The sequence below is a fragment of the Staphylococcus caeli genome, assembly GCF_900097965.1.
GTDB classification, from domain to species: Bacteria; Bacillota; Bacilli; order Staphylococcales; family Staphylococcaceae; genus Staphylococcus; species Staphylococcus caeli.
The window spans coordinates 20,653-39,787 of sequence record NZ_FMPG01000015.1 but is presented as its reverse complement, the minus strand read 5'-3'; the positions used below and the strand labels follow the sequence as shown (position 1 = coordinate 39,787).

18 protein-coding genes are annotated in these 19,135 nt (G+C 32.8%); 7 read left to right on the top strand and 11 right to left on the bottom strand.

All coding sequences use genetic code 11. The features are described 5' to 3' along the window. Window positions 1-385: 385 nt before the first annotated feature. From BJS11_RS11610 to phoU, 5 genes are all read left to right on the top strand, one after another. Complete coding sequence (locus BJS11_RS11610) at window positions 386-1,342, top strand: PstS family phosphate ABC transporter substrate-binding protein (RefSeq protein WP_069996734.1); 957 nt, start codon at window positions 386-388, stop codon at window positions 1,340-1,342. Window positions 1,343-1,471: 129 nt separating this feature from the next. Beyond that, window positions 1,472-2,401 carry a phosphate ABC transporter permease subunit PstC gene (gene pstC, locus BJS11_RS11605; RefSeq protein ID WP_069996733.1) on the top strand — a complete coding sequence of 310 codons (930 nt, stop codon included), beginning with the start codon at window positions 1,472-1,474 and terminating at the stop codon, window positions 2,399-2,401. 1 nt (window position 2,402) lies between these two features. Continuing rightward, window positions 2,403-3,317, top strand: coding sequence for a phosphate ABC transporter permease PstA (pstA, locus tag BJS11_RS11600; RefSeq protein WP_069996711.1), 915 nt, complete (start codon window positions 2,403-2,405; stop codon window positions 3,315-3,317). Between the two features lie 103 nt (window positions 3,318-3,420). Then, complete coding sequence (gene pstB / locus BJS11_RS11595; RefSeq protein ID WP_069996710.1) at window positions 3,421-4,296, top strand: phosphate ABC transporter ATP-binding protein PstB; 876 nt, start codon at window positions 3,421-3,423, stop codon at window positions 4,294-4,296. A 3-nt stretch (window positions 4,297-4,299) separates the two neighbouring features. Further along, window positions 4,300-4,950 carry a phosphate signaling complex protein PhoU gene (gene phoU, locus BJS11_RS11590; protein WP_069996709.1) on the top strand — a complete coding sequence of 217 codons (651 nt, stop codon included), beginning with the start codon at window positions 4,300-4,302 and terminating at the stop codon, window positions 4,948-4,950. Between the two features lie 74 nt (window positions 4,951-5,024). On the opposite strand, the gene pepF is transcribed toward phoU, so the two are convergent. Next, complete coding sequence (gene pepF / locus BJS11_RS11585; protein ID WP_069996708.1) at window positions 5,025-6,833, bottom strand: oligoendopeptidase F; 1,809 nt, start codon at window positions 6,831-6,833, stop codon at window positions 5,025-5,027. A gap of 243 nt (window positions 6,834-7,076) precedes the next feature. On the opposite strand from pepF, the gene BJS11_RS11580 reads away from it, so the two are divergent. Both BJS11_RS11580 and BJS11_RS11575 read left to right on the top strand, forming a co-directional pair. Then, entirely contained in the window at window positions 7,077-7,424 is a 348-nt protein-coding gene (locus tag BJS11_RS11580; RefSeq protein ID WP_069996707.1) for a hypothetical protein, read from the top strand. Between the two features lie 902 nt (window positions 7,425-8,326). After that, on the top strand, window positions 8,327-8,848 hold the full coding sequence (locus BJS11_RS11575; protein WP_070014100.1) for an HdeD family acid-resistance protein: 522 nt from the start codon (window positions 8,327-8,329) through the stop codon (window positions 8,846-8,848). Between the two features lie 345 nt (window positions 8,849-9,193). Here BJS11_RS11575 and BJS11_RS11570 read toward each other — a convergent pair whose 3' ends face one another. The 10 genes from BJS11_RS11570 to BJS11_RS11525 all read right to left on the bottom strand — a co-directional run bounded on the left by BJS11_RS11570 (window position 9,194) and on the right by BJS11_RS11525 (window position 19,070). Next, on the bottom strand, window positions 9,194-10,453 hold the full coding sequence (locus BJS11_RS11570) for an aminoacyltransferase (protein ID WP_069996706.1): 1,260 nt from the start codon (window positions 10,451-10,453) through the stop codon (window positions 9,194-9,196). Between the two features lie 26 nt (window positions 10,454-10,479). Next, the gene (locus BJS11_RS11565) at window positions 10,480-11,742 is read right to left on the bottom strand and encodes an aminoacyltransferase (protein WP_070014099.1); all 1,263 of its coding nucleotides are present in this window, start codon (window positions 11,740-11,742) and stop codon (window positions 10,480-10,482) included. A gap of 255 nt (window positions 11,743-11,997) precedes the next feature. Continuing rightward, window positions 11,998-12,657 carry a type 1 glutamine amidotransferase domain-containing protein gene (locus BJS11_RS11560; protein WP_069996452.1) on the bottom strand — a complete coding sequence of 220 codons (660 nt, stop codon included), beginning with the start codon at window positions 12,655-12,657 and terminating at the stop codon, window positions 11,998-12,000. Between the two features lie 99 nt (window positions 12,658-12,756). Continuing rightward, entirely contained in the window at window positions 12,757-13,482 is a 726-nt protein-coding gene (gene trpA / locus BJS11_RS11555) for a tryptophan synthase subunit alpha (protein WP_069996451.1), read from the bottom strand. Further along, the gene (trpB, locus tag BJS11_RS11550; protein ID WP_069996450.1) at window positions 13,475-14,689 is read right to left on the bottom strand and encodes a tryptophan synthase subunit beta; all 1,215 of its coding nucleotides are present in this window, start codon (window positions 14,687-14,689) and stop codon (window positions 13,475-13,477) included. Before trpB ends, trpA begins: the two co-directional genes overlap by 8 nt. After that, window positions 14,658-15,323: a phosphoribosylanthranilate isomerase gene (locus BJS11_RS11545; RefSeq protein WP_245167178.1), complete on the bottom strand. Its 666-nt coding sequence runs from the start codon at window positions 15,321-15,323 to the stop codon at window positions 14,658-14,660. Before BJS11_RS11545 ends, trpB begins: the two co-directional genes overlap by 32 nt. Beyond that, window positions 15,320-16,099, bottom strand: a complete 780-nt coding sequence (gene trpC / locus BJS11_RS11540) for an indole-3-glycerol phosphate synthase TrpC (RefSeq protein WP_069996448.1) — start codon at window positions 16,097-16,099, stop codon at window positions 15,320-15,322. Before trpC ends, BJS11_RS11545 begins: the two co-directional genes overlap by 4 nt. Further along, entirely contained in the window at window positions 16,083-17,099 is a 1,017-nt protein-coding gene (trpD, locus tag BJS11_RS11535; RefSeq protein ID WP_069996447.1) for an anthranilate phosphoribosyltransferase, read from the bottom strand. The genes trpC and trpD overlap by 17 nt, the downstream gene beginning before the upstream one ends. After that, a complete protein-coding gene (locus BJS11_RS11530) occupies window positions 17,068-17,667 on the bottom strand; it encodes an anthranilate synthase component II (protein WP_069996446.1) in 600 nt (199 codons plus the stop codon). Before BJS11_RS11530 ends, trpD begins: the two co-directional genes overlap by 32 nt. Next, entirely contained in the window at window positions 17,664-19,070 is a 1,407-nt protein-coding gene (locus BJS11_RS11525; RefSeq protein WP_069996445.1) for an anthranilate synthase component I, read from the bottom strand. The genes BJS11_RS11530 and BJS11_RS11525 overlap by 4 nt, the downstream gene beginning before the upstream one ends. Window positions 19,071-19,135 lie beyond the last annotated feature (65 nt).

Sequence of the window (19,135 nt, the reverse complement as noted above, 5' to 3'; positions counted from 1 at the left end):
AAGTATACGGCACAGATATCTCTCCTTAATTATGGTTTCGTCGCTTATAATTATAGAGATATTTGTGCTTTTTTTGTATTCAAACATAAAAAAACGATTGATGATTTTACTCACCAACCGTTAAAAGTGTACAGCCTTTATTTATAGATCGCTAATGTTTTTTCAACGCATACTACAAATAAAAACACTTTTAACAAAATATAGAGATTTTGCGTCTAATACAACAATCCAATACATTCATATCAACGTCCTAGAGTATTTCAAGCGCATCTTAACAAAACATTTACATTAACTATATTTGTAATTAATAAAAGGTGTGTAGTATAGAAACTGTAAGAAATACATATAACTTTTTGGGTTATTTATTTACTAGGAGGATGTTTCAATGAAAAAATGGCAATTATTTGGTACTACAGCAATTGGTGCTTCACTTTTATTAGGTGCTTGCGGTGGCGGCAACTCTGATTCAGGTAAAGACGGAGGAGAAGTAAAAGGCGATGGTTCATCAACAGTAGGTCCAATCATTGAAAAACTTAACGAAAAATTTGCTCAAGATAACAAAGATGTAACTGTATCAAACGGTACTGCAGGTACTGGTGGCGGTTTTGAAAAATTCATCTCAGGTAGCACTGATTTTTCAAATGCATCTAGACCAATAAAAGATGAAGAGAAGAAAAAATTAGACGACAAAGGTATTAAATATGACGAGTTCAAAATTGCTCAAGATGGTGTGACAATTGCTGTCAGCAAAGACAATGATTTCGTTGACGAATTGTCTAAAGAACAGCTTAAAGAAATTTATTCAGGTAAAGCTAAGACTTGGAAGGACGTAAATCCAAAATGGCCTTCTAAAGAAATCAAAGCATTCTCACCTGACCAAGCACACGGTACTTACGATTTCTTCACTGAAGAAGTAATGGACAAAGGTGATATCAAAGCAGAGAAAAATGCTGATACAAATGTAATTGTACAATCAGTACAGAAAAACAAAGAAGGTATCGGTTACTTCGGTTACAACTTCTACGTACAAAATAAAGACAAATTAAAAGAAGTTAAAATTAAAGACGATAAAGGGAAAACAACTGAACCAACTAAGAAAACAATCCAAGATGGTTCATATGCTCTAAGCAGACCTTTATTCATCTATACTAATGAGAAAAAACTAAAAGATAATAAAGGATTCCAAGACTTCATGAAATTTGTTCTTGAAGACAAAGGTAAATCAGCTAATGACGCTGGATTCGTTGCATTACCTAAGAAAGACTACACTGAACAACAATCTAAACTAAAAGATATTATTGGTAAAGACAGCAAAAAAGAAGATAAAAAAGAAAGTAAATAATAGCAATATAGCTTAGGGTTGGGATTCTGGAATTGGGGAACAAAGTAAGATTGTTAAATACTTTGTCTCTGAAATTCCAGTCCCAACTTTTTTAAATAATTGGGAGTTTACAAGAAGGAAGGAATTCAAATGGCGAATAATAACCTCTCCGTAAGTGAAATGATAGCTAAAAATAATGCTAAAAAAAATGGTACAAGTGATAAAATTGCACCTGTAATCTTAGGACTTATTGCAATATTTTCTATATTAGCAACTATTGGTATTATCGTGACGTTACTTACTGAAACAATAACATTTTTCACTCGAATATCGTTTGCAGACTTTTTCTTAACTACAGAATGGAATCCATTCTCAGGACAACCTAAATTTGGTATTTGGGCGTTGATTATTGGTACTTTAAAAATCACGGTCATTGCAACAATTGTAGCTGTGCCACTTGGATTAGGCGCTGCACTTTACTTAAGTGAATATGCATCAAGCAGAGCAAGAAGTATTATCAAACCAATTCTCGAAATATTATCTGGTATCCCTACAATTGTATTTGGTTTCTTTGCACTTACATTTGTAACACCACTATTACGTTCTATATTTCCTGATCTTGGTAGTTTTAACTCAATCAGTCCTGGTATTGTCGTAGGTATAATGATTATACCTTTAATTTCAAGTATGAGTGAAGATGCTATGTCTTCTGTTCCAAATAAAATGCGCGAAGGTGCATTAGGACTTGGCGCAACAAAATTTGAAGTAGCTACCAAGGTTGTATTACCCGCAGCAACTTCAGGTGTAATGGCATCAATCGTATTGGCAATCTCTCGTGCTATCGGTGAAACAATGATCGTATCATTAGCAGCCGGAAGTACACCATCTGCTTCACTTGACTTAACTGGTTCCATTCAAACAATGACAGGTTACATTGTTCAAGTAGCTACTGGTGATGCCGGTTTTGGTACAGATGTTTATTACAGTATGTATGCTGTAGGTTTCACATTATTCATCTTTACATTAATCATGAATTTACTATCTCATTGGATTACGAAACGCTTCAGAGAGGAGTATTAATATGGCTGAAACAAATAATAGCAAAGTACTTGTCGATCAAAAAACCGTTGAAAAAAAACTCTCTGGAAGATTATCGACGGATAAATTTAATAAGTGGGCATTTTTCGCTTGTACGATGATTGGTTTAATTGTATTAGCAGCGTTGATTATTGATACGCTTATTAAAGGTGCTGGACATTTGACACCTTCATTCTTTACAAACTTTTCATCATCTACGCCATCAATGGCTGGTGTTAAAGGTGCACTCATCGGTACAGTTTGGTTAATGATTACGATTATACCTATCTCAATTATTTTAGGTGTAGGTACAGCAATTTACCTAGAAGAATATGCTAAAAACAATGCATTTACGAGCTTTATCAAAGTAAGTATTTCAAATTTAGCAGGTGTCCCTTCAGTTGTATTCGGTTTACTCGGTTTAACAATATTTGTTAGAGGTATGGGTATCGAAGCACTATCACTTGGCAATTCTGTAATAGCAGCTGCATTAACCATGTCATTACTTATCTTGCCAGTAATTATAGTTGCAAGCCAAGAAGCAATTAGAGCTGTGCCAAATTCAGTAAGAGAAGCTTCATATGGATTAGGTGGTAATAAATGGCAAACAATACGTCGTGTCGTACTACCAGCTGCAATACCTGGTATTTTAACTGGTTTCATCCTTGCATTATCACGTGCATTAGGTGAGACAGCACCATTAATTTTAGTAGGTATTCCAACGGTATTATTACAATTACCTTCAAGTATATTCGATCAGTTCCAAGCATTACCAATGGCAATATACAACTGGGCAAAATTACCACAAGCAGAATTCCAAAACGTTGCATCAGCAGGTATTATCGTATTGTTAGTAATCCTATTATTGATGAACGCAGTGGCAATTTTCTTAAGAAACAAATACAGCAAAAAATTCTAAACAGTTTTCAAATAAAGCAGTATTCAAATAAGGCTAGTCGATGGGGAATAACTCAATAATTCTTTTATTGAGGACTAGCCTTCTATAAAAAGGAGTTTTAATTATGGCGAACAAACAAATTACAGATACTAAAGATGAATTGCAAGCACATACAGACCGCAACGATACACCAATTTCTACAATTGAACCAACACATTCAGAGAACAAAATTCCTGATAGTGAAAAGAAAATTGTGTATTCTACTAAAAATTTAGATTTATGGTATGGTGAAAATCACGCGCTTAAAAACATCAATTTAGATATTTTAGAAAATAACGTTACTGCAATTATTGGACCATCAGGTTGTGGTAAATCAACATATATCAAAACCTTAAACCGCATGGTAGAACTTGTACCATCTGTTAAAACTGCTGGTAAAATTTTATACCGTGATAACAATATCTTTGATGATAAACATTCTGTTGAAAAATTAAGAACAAATGTAGGAATGGTATTCCAACAACCTAATCCATTCCCTAAATCAATTTATGATAATATCACTTATGGACCAAAAATTCATGGCATTAAAAACAAAAAAGTTTTAGATGAAATTGTTGAAAAATCATTACGTGGCGCTGCAATTTGGGATGAATTGAAAGACCGTTTAGATACAAATGCTTACAGCTTATCAGGTGGTCAACAACAACGTGTATGTATCGCTCGTACACTTGCGATCGAACCAGATGTAATCTTAATGGATGAACCAACATCTGCACTTGATCCAATTTCTACATTAAAAGTGGAAGAATTAGTACAAGAATTAAAAGAAAAATATTCAATTATTATCGTGACACACAATATGCAACAAGCAGCACGTGTATCTGATAAAACTGCATTCTTCTTAAATGGCTATGTAAATGAATACGATGATACAGATAAGATCTTCTCAAATCCTTCTGATAAACAAACAGAAGATTACATTTCTGGTAGATTCGGTTAATAAATGGCGATAATTAGACAAAAATATGAAGGCCAACTCGACGGTTTAATTAAAGATTTACGTCGACTTGGTCTTCATGTATATCATAATATTGACTTTGCATTAATGTCATTAAGCGAAGAAGATCGTAATTACGCACGTCAATCCATAGCCAAGGATAAAGAAGTCAATGCTTTAGAATCTGAAATAAATGAAAAAGTAATCCTGCTAATTACAAAACAACAACCGATTGCAACTGATTTAAGGTTAATGATGGCAGCGCTCAAGATTGCCTCCGACTTTGAACGTATTGGTGATAATGCAGCTAGCATAGCTAAAATAAGACTCAGAGCAAAAATCATCGATAATTATGTACTGACGCGATTAAATACGATGGGTAAATTAGCATTACTCATGTTGAAAGATTTAAATAATGCTGTACGAAATGATGATTTAACTTTAATTACAGAAATTATTGAAAGAGATAAGGATATTGATGATTTATATAAGAATATCGTCAATACAACGTACTTAATTGATAATGATCCTTTTGTTGCTGGACAAGCACATTTGGCTGCACGTCATTTAGAGCGTATCGGCGATCATATCACTAATATAGCTGAAAATATTTATTTTTATATTACAGGAGAACGCTACGAGTCGTATACGAAGTAATATAAAAAGCAGCACACTACTTATGATATAAAGTTCATAACGTAGTGTGCTCTTTTATGTTTTATATGTGTAAATTATGCATTATCAATTTCATCTGTCAGTTTTTCTAATTCATCGACTAGACTGCCAATATAACCAATCGTTGATTTCAACGGAGCATCTGTTCGAATATCAATGCCAGCAATATCTGCCAATTCAACTGGTGATTTACTGCCACCAGCCTTTAATGTATCTAGCCATGCATCTACAGCTGGTTGACCTTCATTTTGGATACGTTGAGACATCACTGTACCAATTGTTAACCCAGCTGAATATGTGTATGAGTATAATCCCATATAATAGTGTGGTTTACGCATCCATGTCAATTCAGTGCCTTCAGTAAGTTTGACGCTATCGCCAAAGAACTGACCATATACATCGCGCATAATTTGATTTAAGACTGGTGCCGTTAATGATTCACCTTGATCCACCTTGTTGTAAACTTCTCTTTGATATGCTGCTTCTAATAAGTGCGTTACCATATTATGGAAGTAAGTTCTAGATATAATAGAACCGATTACCCAACGTTTAAACTTTGGATCATCGCTATTTTTAAATAAGTAATTTGACATTAGCATTTCATTCATTGTTGATGGTGCTTCTACAAAGTACATTGACGCTTCAGATTCTAAATAGTTTTGGTGTGCTTGTGCCAATGTAAAGTGACCAGCATGTCCTAATTCATGTGCTAATACAAATGTTTCTGCCATTTTGCCAGTCCAAGATATAAACACATAAGAATGTGAAGCGTATGGGCTTGCACAATACGCACCTGTGTCTTTGCCTTTATTTTGCGCAAAATCAATCCATCTATCATTATAAGCACTTTCAACCATTTCTAAGTAATCGTCACCAAGTACGTTGAGTGCACCAAAAATATATTTTTTTGATTCCTCTATAGATATCTCTGGTTCATACTCAGGATCTATGGAAACTTTTAAATCTTCAAATCCCATGACTTCAAGTCCGTGTACACGTTTGAGTAATTTGGCATACTTTTGCATAATTGGCGCTAAATCACTCATAATTACATCAATTTGGCGATTAAACATCTCACGTGTAACTTCTTGATCTTGTAGTAAGTAATCAATGACTGAGTCATATCCTCTTAAATCAGCCTCAATTTTCTCTTGTTGAACTTGCATATTATACGTAGCAGCAGTTGTATGTTGATATTTACGTAATGCATCACTAAAATATTTAAAACTCTTAGTTCTAAAAGCTTGATCTGGATGATCTTCATATTCATTTTCAAATGTTGCATAATCTAAAGGATAATCTTTGCCATCATGATTAAATGATTCGAAATGAATATCTAACATTTTTGTTGTACCGTATAGATCATATGCATGCTCAAAAGTGGGGGACAAACTTGCTAAAACTTTTTCAACTTCTGGAGTTAATTGATAAGGTTTACTTTCTTTTAATTTCGTTAAAAAGTGTGGATATTGAGTCGTGCGAATTAATTCTGCTAATGTTTGGTCAGAAACTGCTAGAATTTCTGATACGACAAATGACAATTCACTTGCAATTTTTCCATAAGTAGTAGAGAATTTGGCACTCAGAGTTTGCGCCGTCTCATTAGCTGTATCTACACTCAGACGTAGTTCTGCATAATTAGCCATTCGATCCACTTGAATTAAAAGCTCTGAATACACTTTTAATGCAGCATTAATATTTTCAGCATTATTTAAGCGTTGTTCATATTGTTTATTGAACGCTTGTGCATTCTTTAACGTATCTTTTAACGTTTGATAAAATTCCTCATCCGATGAAAATAAATCTGATATATCCCATGTTTCATCATTTGTTATATCGCTTCTAAATGGTAATGTTCCAGTCATCCAATCACTCCTATATTTTTAATTATCAACTCACTATTAATTATACATGAATGACCATGGAAAATGACAATCGTAAGTTTATCGATTAAAGAAGTAGGGAACAGAACTAAATATTAGATTGACGTACCAACTTTACTAAACTAATATAAAAAGATACTACTGAATTTTGAAGAAATCGCTTCAAAATGTAGTATAATAACTGGTATGTTGGATATATACGTTAAAATGTAAGGAGTGCAACACATGACAATTTTTGATATGCCAAACTTTTTATGGATTACTGTAGTTGCTGTTATTTTAGTCACTATTTTTTGTAATCTTGTCTTAAATAAATGGTTTGTACCAGCAGTACTTACTTTAGTTATTTTAGGAATAGCAGCATTCTTAATACCTAATTTTGAAGATATTACATATGAGCCATTATTAGGATTTGCAGCGTTCATGGCAGTAATAAGTTTAATTATTAGTTTCTTAATTTGGTATTTCACACGTAACTGGAGACGTAATCGTCGTGATAAAAAACAAAGAAAAGAAATTCGTAAACGCGGCGGTATTCCTAAAGATGAAATTGAAGATTATAGACAAAGATAATATCTATACACTTAATTGTAGCAATACTTGTTACAATTAAGTGTTTTTTATTGAGCTTATATGAACCACTTGTTGAATAGTAAATAAATTAAAGCACATAATGCCATGTACTTAATATAATAAGTTACAAGTTATTAGTACAGCTAGTACAAATGAAGATTATTGATATTAATATAATTATGCAATCAAATATAAAAGTAAATATCAAAATTAAAGTCATGATTAAAGTCATGTCAAAAAGTTATTACAGAAATTTGTTAGTTAATCTAAATTAGGGTACCCATTTTCGATATAGATACAACTTCCTATAATATATATTATGTAAACTAAAATGCGCCTTAAAGTTTAACTATCTCCACATAGCCGTTTTTTACTTAATGATTATTATATTTTGGTTTGTTATATTCAATCTTGCATTATCTACATTTACTTACCTGATGTGTGTTTATTCAAGCTGTCTCATTATTTATATTTGCACTTTGTTATACTAACAGTTTTGGCATCTATGCTTTATTATCGTTCAATAATCTAATCATAAATCAATACATAAATTTGGAATTTACTTCTATGTATATACATCTTTAACTTAATTTGTCATCTGCACAGCAGATAGTTCTTACTTAAAAGATTATTTACATTGATATGGGTATTGGATCCACAAAAGATTTTTTAATGCTCAGAAATCAACTTCTCAGCGTCTTGTTTTAATTAATAATAGATCTAGTTATACATAACTAGTTACAAAAATCACATAGCAATGTTTTTCCTTAGTGGCTTTATTTAAAATGACACTAATATCATAAGTTTACATAATATAAATATATACACCTATAGTACTTGTATGTTCATTTTTTACAATTTTGGGTATATACTGTTAAGATAATCTATGAGGAGTGAAATTTATGCAACAGTCATCCGGTATTAAATGGCCAAGCCTAATTATAGGAGTTATTTTTCTTATAATTGGTGTTTTTATTGTGAGCTTCCCAGAAGAAAATTTATTTGCAATAACTTGGCTTATTGGACTATTATTCATTATTAATGGCTTTATTGAAATATTTGTTCGCCGTGTAATGAAACAAGCAAGTCAAAGCGGTTCAAACATGTTATTAATTTTAGGTATCATTAATATTATTATTGGCGGTTTTATTTTATTTAATGTTGTAACAAGCACTACATTTATTATTTATTTGTTTGCAATTTGGTTTATAATCCATGCGATATTTAGTATTTTTACAGTTACACCAGCTGAAAAATCAAATAAATTATTCCATACCTTGTCAATATTACTAAATATAGTCGAAATTATTTTCGGTATTATACTTTTATTTAATCCACTTATGGCCGCAATTATTATTGCTGTTTTTATGAGTATTGTATTCTTTATTATTGGAATTACGTACCTCATCGATGCTTTGAGCTAGAGTTTTGTAGAACTTGCTATAAAAAATTTTCAAAGCAGGGCGCAATTTGTTAAGAACACGCTAACTTTAATTGAGTTAGCGTTTTTTGTACCTATTATTTATATGTGTTCTAATCAACAAACATATTAAATTAAATTTTTACTATAAAATTATTATAATATGTGCATATTGCAGTACCGTGCTTTATGCTATAATAAATTTGTGGAAAGCAACTAAGTTTAACATCTCAGAATATTCCACATTTTGGTTCACTGTTATATTGGACAGCCATCCTAATATAACTAACTCCAGAACAAAAGATAGCATACTGATTGAAGTTAATTATAATCAGTATGCTATCTTTTTTTATTTTTTAACTTTTTTTCTAATGTTATTCAATGTATTAAATAGCCAGTATTTAGTTTTTTTGATTGGCTTGTAAAAATCTCCAATTAATTCTTCAATTTGGACATTAAATCCACGTTTAAAGCGATATACGCCATAATCCTCACTGTTTTCCGTGAAATCTCCAGAAAGACCATAGAAATTATAACGTCCATACCCATGATCAAAACAATAATTCATCATGTACCAGTGCATCATGTATGGTCCCATATATTGGTTATACTTCTCTGACGATCCACCCGAGAAGTAGTTAACTTCGTAAGCATTAGCGAAGTATACACCAGCTGCTAAGTTTAATATAGCGCCGTCTGTTTGTTTTAATTCGCTAGCTTCCAATAATTCTTTTTTGTCATGCTCTATTTGTCTATCAATTTCTGCAATTTTTTTCAATTGTTTATCTGATTTATTCTCATTTTGCATCATTTGGTCACGACGCGTTTCTTTTTCGTTAATGGCTTCTTGCGTATGATGAATATATTCATCTAAATCAATATAAGCAAGTGGTATTAACGCCTTGTCGCCATAGTTATCTATAAAATTGTAGAAGTATTCATCAGTTTTAGATACAAACCCAGTACGCGCCTCAGTTTCGCGATACAATTCTAAAAAGATTCCAAATTCATCTCTAGTCAATAATCTGACTTTCACACCATAATTAATGGCTTTATTTATATTACGTTTTCTTTGGCTATCAAATTGCTTTTTCAAAGTAGCTGGTGTTTCACCATCTAAGTTTAGTACACCCATCCATCTAACTTGACTTGATGTATCATACTTAGTCGTAAAGCCATGATGTATATATTTGTGCGATTTAAATAAGTTTACTAGTGCATCATTTTTATCACTGTCTGGCAATGGATTAATATCTTTATCGTATATTTGATAAATCCAATATGGATCCATTTTCACATATAAACAATTATGTTGTTGTAAATACGTTTCTAATTCACGTAAATAAAAATCCACTAAACCTAAATCGTTATAATCCATGACTGGTCCACGATTAGAATAATAAACGTAACTTCCCATTGTTGGAATTTTTGAGAAAAGACTTGCCGCAATCACTTGATTATCATCATCTTTCAAGCCTAAAAGTACAACTTGAAAACCATCTTCTTCTCTTGTCGCAATATTTTCTTTTACTTGAAAATAGTGACTCTCTAAAGCTGGATTTTGTACAAAATTGTCATATTCTTTGACAGTTAACTCTGTAAATTTCATTCTCGCTTAGTTCCCTTCTATTAAGTTTATTTCTTTATATCTTTTATTTGCTTTAATGTCGTATAAATTTTGTACATTGGTTTATTGATTGGTTTAATGAAGTCTCCCACATATTCAACTACTTCTGCATTAAATCCTTTTTTAAATTTAACAACACCTGCGTCTTCTGCATCATCAGTGAAATGTCCGCTTATACCATAGAAATTATATCTATCAATATTATGATCTATCGCATAATTAATCATTTTCCATTGAATTGCATAGCTACCTGCAAAATGTCTGAATTCATTGGCCGTACCACCCGCATAATATACAACTTCATATGGATTAATGATGAAATATGCTGCTGATATCGGTAATTCATTGCCATGTTTTTCCTGCAATGCTGTAGCTTCATCAATTTTTTGTTGATTTGCAATAAGTTGTTGTTCAAGATTCTCTTTTTTATTATGCGCTTTTTTATTTTCTGGTTTTTTCTCTATTTCTTTAACTGCTTTATTAATATCTTTACTTAGTACTTCACGTTCAGCTTTTAATTCTTCAATGTACTCATCGAAATCCATATAAGCTAACGGAACAAGTACACGATTTCTATAATATTTTAATCTGTTATAGTAAAAATCATCGTCTCTATCTTCAAAATCTTTCGTTTCCGAAGTATCTTCCATAAAAGAACGGAAAATTGGCAATTCATCTTCGCCTAAAAATCTAACTTTCACACCATTTTTTTGTACTTTTTTAGTATTGCGTTTACGTAAACTATCCATACTATTAAGAACATCTTTAGCTGTTTTACCTGCTAAATCCAAGACAGAGTGAAATCTAATCTGAATTACTGAATCGAAACCAGTTAAAAATCCTTGATGTTTGTAACCAAGTTGTTTCATTTTATCAAATATCCAATCATGACCAGCGTTTTCTAATACCTCACCATCATGATTACGATATTGATATGCTAGATATGGATCTACGCGTAAATATAATGCATTATGTTTTTTTACATATTTAGATAATTCATTGAAGAAATAATGGACGAGTTCTTTGTTTTCAAAATCAATCACTGGTCCTCTATTTGTATAAAAATATTTGAAAAATTTCATTACTGGTACTGCAGTTAATAAGCAAGCTGCAATAACTTCATTGTCATTATTTTTGATTCCTACTAAATGTGTTTCTGTACCTTCTGCAATTTTCAATTCATAATTCCCTACCATTTGTGTGAAATGGCTATTGGGCATTTTATCAGTAAATGCTCCAAACTCTTTTGCAGTTAAATTCGTAAATTTCATTTTATATACTCCTAGTTATCTATAATTCTTTTTCGAGTCTAATTCTTAACCTTGATTATTATACAATATTCATTTATAAAACTAAATCAATAGCCTACATATAATACTCATATCTTATGCTACCAACTATATCTTATGTATTATTTCATTATATCACTACTTTTATTTTAACAAAGCATAAGCAATTATTCATTTTTAATACAAAAACAAAACCGAGGTCTATGAGCGACTCCGGTTTTGAAAAGTTTGATTCATTTATAATAATGCGTCTCTTAAAGCTTTGCCTATAGCTACGCTTGATTGTGGATTTTGCCCAGTAATAAATTGAGCATCTGTCTCTACATGCTCTGTAAAATTATCCTGAGCTACAAATTGTGCACCTTGTTTTTCTAATTCTGTTTGTGTTAAGAAAGGCACTTTGTTATCTAACTTCATAGTACGTTCTTCATTATCGGTAAATGAAGTTAATTTAACACCATTAATCAAGAAATTCCCTTGCTTGTCTTTTGCACCTACAAATGCGCTTGGACCATGACAAACTGATGAAATGACTTTACCTTCTGCTTTGAAATCTGCTAACAATTCAGCCAGTTGTTGATTATGTGCGAAATCAAATACTGTACCGTGTCCACCAGGTAGATATACAGCATCATAATGTGCCACATCGACATCCGCTATACTTGGTAATTGTTTTAATTTGTCGACAAATTGAGCATATTTATTTAACTCATCATTTTGTGTTGAATTTGGATCAAGCGGTACCTCGCCACCTTCAATTGAAGCTAAATCTACATCAATACCTGCTTCAGTTAGTATATTATAAGGCTCGCTGGCTTCTTCTAACCAAAGTCCAGTTGGCGTACCATCATCATATTGACTTCTACTTGTATTAATAATTAAGACTTTTTTACTCATTTTCAGTCACCTCTTTATAAAAATTAAAACATTATCTTCATTAATACTTATATAATGTCTTTACCCTTATATTCAGTGATTACACATTGCATGTGAAAACTAATTAAGCGCTGTTCTAATTGATTGTAAATAAGTAACTGTCTCTTGCATCTCATCTTCGGCAAATCGTTTTACAATTTCACTACCTATTACGACACCATCAGATACTCTCGTAATATCTTTAACATGATCAGGTGTGCGAATACCAAACCCTGCTACAACAGGAACGCGTGCATGCATTTTAATTTTATTTATTCTATCTTTTAATTCTGGATGAAAGTGACCATTCTCTCCTGTTGTGGCATTCATTGTTACCGTATAAATGAACCCCTCTGCATCTTGAGCTATTTGATTACCACGTGTTTCAGAAGTGGTCATCGCAATTAATGAAATAATCTTTACTTTACGATTAGGATGTCTTTCTTTGAATTGTTGAACTAATTCATGTGGTAGATCAGGAATAATCAAGCCGTAGACACCCGCTGTTTCACATGCTTTTAAAAATGCAGCCTCACCATAGAAATTAATAATATTATAGTAAGTCATTAATACATAGTCACTTTTTATATCACTTTGATGTTTGGTCAATTGATCTAGAATATATTGGACAGTTACACCTTCCTGAATCGCCTTGTTCCCTGCTTCCATAATCACAGGTCCATCTGCAACAGGATCTGAAAACGGCACACCTACTTCTATAATATCTGCACCATTATCACTTAAAATTTTTACATTTTCTATAAATTGCTTATTACCCATGACATAAGGAATAAATAGTTTATGCATGTGATTCACCATCCTTTTTCATATAATTTCTAATTGTTTCCATATCTTTGTCACCACGTCCAGATACAGTTACTACGAGAATCTCATCTTTCCCCATCGTTGGTGCCAACGTTTCTACGTAACTTAATGCATGCGCACTCTCTATCGCCGGAATAATACCTTCTGCTTTTGTAAACCTGACAAGCGCATCCATGGCTTGTTCATCACTTGCAGTTGCATACTTCACTCTTCCGATATCGTGGTAATATGAATGCTCTGGACCTACACCTGGATAATCAAGCCCTGCTGAAATGGAATGTGCAAGTTGAATTTGCCCATGATCATCTTGAATGAGGTACATTTTTGTTCCGTGTAATACACCTTCTTTACCTTTATTAATTGCCAATGCGTGTTTATCACTTTCAATGCCATCCCCCGCTGCTTCAACGCCATACAACTTTACATCATCATTTATAAACGGATAAAATGTACCAATTGCATTAGAACCTCCACCTACACAAGCTACAATTGCATCTGGTAAACGCCCTTCTTTTTCTTGTACTTGTGATTTAATTTCTGTACCTATAATTTTTTGAAAATCACGCACAATAGTTGGAAACGGATCTGGACCTAAAGCAGATCCTAGTAAATAGTGTGTATCTTCAACATGACTTACCCAGTATTGTAATGCTTTGTTAACTGCATCTGATAGTGTACCTTGTCCCTCTTTTACTGCTTCGACTTTAGCACCAAGTAATTCCATTCTAAATACATTTAGTGATTGACGTTTAATATCTTCTTCACCCATAAATACTACGAGTTCCATATCGAATAATGCTGCAACTGTAGCACTGGCAACACCATGTTGCCCAGCACCAGTTTCGGCCACTAATTTCCGTTTACCCATACGTTTTGCTAATAATGCTTGCCCTAATGCATTATTTATTTTGTGCGCACCCGTATGATTCAAATCTTCACGTTTCAGATAGATTTTTGCACCACCTAAAGTTTCTGTATACGACTTTGCATAAGTGAGCGGTGTTGCTCGTCCTACATATTCTTTTAAATAGCTATCTAACGTTTTCTGAAATTCTGGGTCTTCTTTTGCTTCTTGATAGGCTTGTTTAAGTTCTTGTATTGCAGGCATTAATGTTTCTGGTACATATTGACCACCGTATGCTCCGAAAAATCCATGTTCATCGACTTCTGTTTGTATATTTTTCATCATTTTTATAATCTCCTTTTACTAACTCAATGATTGTATGCATTTTAGTTAAATCTTTCTCTTGATTGGTTTCTATACCACTTGCAATGTCATATCCATTGTGGTTAAGGGATAAGGTTTTAATATTCCGTATATTCTGCTCATCCATCCCTCCAGCAACTAAATAGTCCACGTCATCTAACACATCTAACATTCGCCAATCATATGACTGTCCTGTGCCACCATAGGCTTGCGATGGTGTATCAATGATAAATTGATCCACAAGTGGTTTATATTTTTCTATTTTCTTAGTTAGTTCAAATCTATTTGTTGCGGGTAATGCTTTAATTATTTTGATACCTTTACTTTTTTTACGTATATATTGAATTGTTGCGGACGATTCATTACCATGCAATTGAATTGTTGTAATACCTGTACTTTCAATAATTTCATCAAGTGTATCGCTATCTGGATTAACGACCACAATAACTTTCTCAATGGTGTTAGGGATAATCTCTGTGAATTGGTTAATCGTTTGTAAATCGACATAGCGTTTACTTTTTTTGTAATGAATAAATCCTATCGCATCGATATTTAAATTGTTCGCCTTTTGGACATCAGCGATTGTTTTAAATCCACAAAATTTTAATTTCATCATTTCACCTTTTCTAGTTTCAAGCTCGGTAAAAATTGCCTTAAATCATCACATTTCATTAATGATTCTCCAATGAGTAAACCATCTATTCCTGAATCCACTATATTTTCCACATCATTTTGATTTCGTATACCACTTTCGGAAATATAATAATAGCCTGCAGTTTTTTGTTCTAAAATTTGATTCGTATGCAATACATCCGTAACAAATCGTTTTAAATCTCTATTATTTACACCTATAATTTCAGGTTTTAGTCGATGTGCGCGTGCTAATTCTTCTTTATCATGTACTTCGACAAGCACCTCTAATCCCAGTTTAGTAGCATATTGATATAGTTCGCTTAATTGTTTGTCTGTTAATACATTGACGATGAGTAATATTATTGAGGCTCCCGCTTTTTTAGCGACATCAATTTGAACTTTATTTATAACGAAATCCTTACACAGTACAGGTAGATTTGTTTCAACTGTTAATGCTTGTAAACGTTCATAACTTCCACCGAAATATTGTTCATCTGTTAAAATTGAAACTGCATTGGCACCATGCGCTTCATAGTCCTTAACTTGTTGTGTTAAATCTCTGTCTGGTAATCGATCTAATGTTGGACTCTTTGATTTAATTTCTGCAATGACTGCCAATTGATTTGAATCTTGCATCTGCTTTTGAAAAGTAATTTTATGAGACACATCTACCTCTTTTAATGACTGCAATTTATCTGCATAGTACCCTTGTTCTATTAATTTTTTCTTATATAACACGATTTCATCTAATATAGTCATAATGTTTACCTCCCATTTGATTGTACTGAGCCAATGCTTTACCACTTTCAATTAAAAGTTTGGCTTTATCAACGCCTGCTTGAATTGTGTTTACTTTTTCTGCAACATATAGTGCTAAACCTGCGTTGAGTACGACCACATCTTTCTTTGAACTATTATCTCTACCAGTCAATATATTTTTGGTGATTTCTAAATTATCTTCGGGTGTACCTCCCACTAATGCTTCGTTTGATGCATAAGCTAATCCCAAATCTTGAGCATTTAATGTGTATGATGTTAGTTCTTGTCGCTGGTTCACTTCATAAATGATGTTGTCGCCTGATAATGTTGCTTCATCCATACCATTTGCACCATGAACAACAATGGCTCTTTTACGTCCTAAATCAGCTAATGTTCTCGCAATTTTTTCTAAATTAGCAGTTTCATAAACACCCATGACTTGATAATCTAATTTGAATGGATTAATCATCGGTCCAGTAATATTAAAAATAGTTGGATGACTAAGTGACTTTCTAATCGGTTGTATTTCTTTCATGATTGGATAAGTATCTATTGCGCTTAAAAATACTAAACTATGACGTTTAATAGCATCAGCTGTTTCCGAAACTGAACTGGTCTTAATTTGCATTGCGTTGAGTAAGTCAGTGCTTCCTGAAGATGATGTCACGCTCTTGTTTCCATGTTTGATGACAGGTATACCCGCACTAGCAATGACAAAAGAAACCGTCGTTGAGATGTTAAAGCTATTTGATTTATCCCCACCCGTGCCACAAACGCACATACTTCCTTCAATATATGGTTGCACTTGATACATGGAATGAATCAAACTTTTAGAAATATAAGTCAATTCAACTTGTGTGATTTCTTTTTCGGAAAATGCTGATAGTAATTTAATTTTTGAATCTCTATCAACATCAGTGGCAATTAAAAATTTAATAAATTCATTCATCTGTTGCTGATTTAGTGCTTTATGTTGTTGTAATTGTGTTTGCAGTGTCATCACGTCTTACCTCCTTAACAATTTTCAAAAAGTTATTTATAATTTGTTCGCCATATTCAGTTGCAAATGATTCTGGATGATATTGAATTCCAAAATGTAAATAGTCATTATGTTCAAAAGATTGAATACAATCTGAAGTTTGCGCAGTAACTTTTAATGTTTGAGGCATCATTTTTGAATCACTAATAAGTGAGTGATACCTCATTATTTCAGAATATTCCGGAATTTCTTCGTATAATTTTGTCTCTTCTATGACTTGCATGCGATCTTTTTTACCATGCATGACTTTATCACTCTGAACGACATTACCACCGTAATAACAAGTCAATGCTTGTGCACCTAAGCAAACACCCAAGATGGGCTTATCTTTATAATGCTCAATTATTTGCATCAACAGCTGTGAGTCCAATGGATGTCCTGGTCCTGGAGATATAACAAGTGCTTCAATATTTTCCAAATCATAAATACTTGCGTCATCCGGATATTTAACTATGGTTACCTCTTTTTGTTTAATGATGTCCACCAGGTTATACGTAAACGAATCATAATTATCAACGACTAATATCATGGCGTTACCTCCAATAAGCTTTTGGCTTTCAATTTTGTCTCTTCTAATTCCTTTTCAGGTATAGAATCATAAACTACGCCACATCCAGCTTCTACATGAACATGTGTCTCATCAATCATCATTGTACGAATGGCTAATGCTAAATCTAAGTCATGATTACAGTTGATATATCCTATCCCACCACTATATACACCACGTTTCTGTGGTTGTGCTTCATAAATACGTTGAATCGCTCTAAGTTTAGGTGCGCCAGAAACAGTGCCCGTTGGTAATAAACTTGCAATTACTGACATTGGTGAATATTGTGTCTCCAGTTGTCCCGTAACTTCACTTACAATATGCATAACATGTTCATAACGTTCAATTGACATTAATTTTTGTATTTTTGAAGTTCCTGTTTCACTTATTCTGTGTATATCATTCCTTCCTAAATCTACAAGCATGCTATGTTCACTGAGTTCTTTTTCATCATGTCTAAGTGTTTTTTCATTGGCATCATCTTCCTCTTTTGTAACCCCCCTTTTAATCGTTCCCGCTATAGGGTTTGTCATTACAGTTTGTCCCTGTACTTTCACAAAACTTTCTGGTGAACTACCAACTATAATATCGTCATCCATATTCATGTAATACATATATGGGCTCGGATTTTGCCGTTTCAAATTTTGGTACAACTGATAAGATAACTGTTGAATATGTTGTCCAAATCCATGTTTGTAGCTATATATAATGGAAGGCACAACTTGAAACATATCCCCTTGTTGAATCAATGTCTTCATTTTCTTGACTGTATCGATAAATTGGACTGCTGTCACATTAGACTGAATCTGTTTATGTTTCAAAGTATGTGCGCGATAAGACGGATAAATATCTATTTTTTGCAATTCAGCGACACGTTGCTGAACACGCATTGCTAATTGTTGTTCATCATGATTTGAAAATAAATTTGTTGCGATAATATATAAATGTTCTTTGTAATGATCAAATACATACACATCTTCAACCATATAGAATTTAGCATCATGCTGCGGATGATTCTTCAAATCTATTTGCTTTAAAATTGGGAATTCGTGTCTTACTAAATCAAAGCTACACGATCCTAAAAATCCAGATATAAATGGTAATTGTGCTAGTGTTTCATCTTCTACATCAGCTCTATAATGGTCTACCAATTCTTTCATTTTTAGATATGGTTGCTCTTGTTCCACTCTAGATTCTTCTGGTGTATTCAAATGCATTTCATCATTGTCTAATGTGACTGAACCATATGTATCAAATACAACAATTGAATAGCGTCCTTTCATTTTTGACTGGTCCGAACTTTCTAAAATAATTTTCTTGGATCTTAATCTCGCAAGTGCCTCCGGAGTTACCTCAGCATTTAATTTTTGATAACATACTTTCATTAAACTTTCCTCCTCATAAAAAAATCAGCATCCTTAACTTTTGTTAAGGACGCTGACGCGCGGTA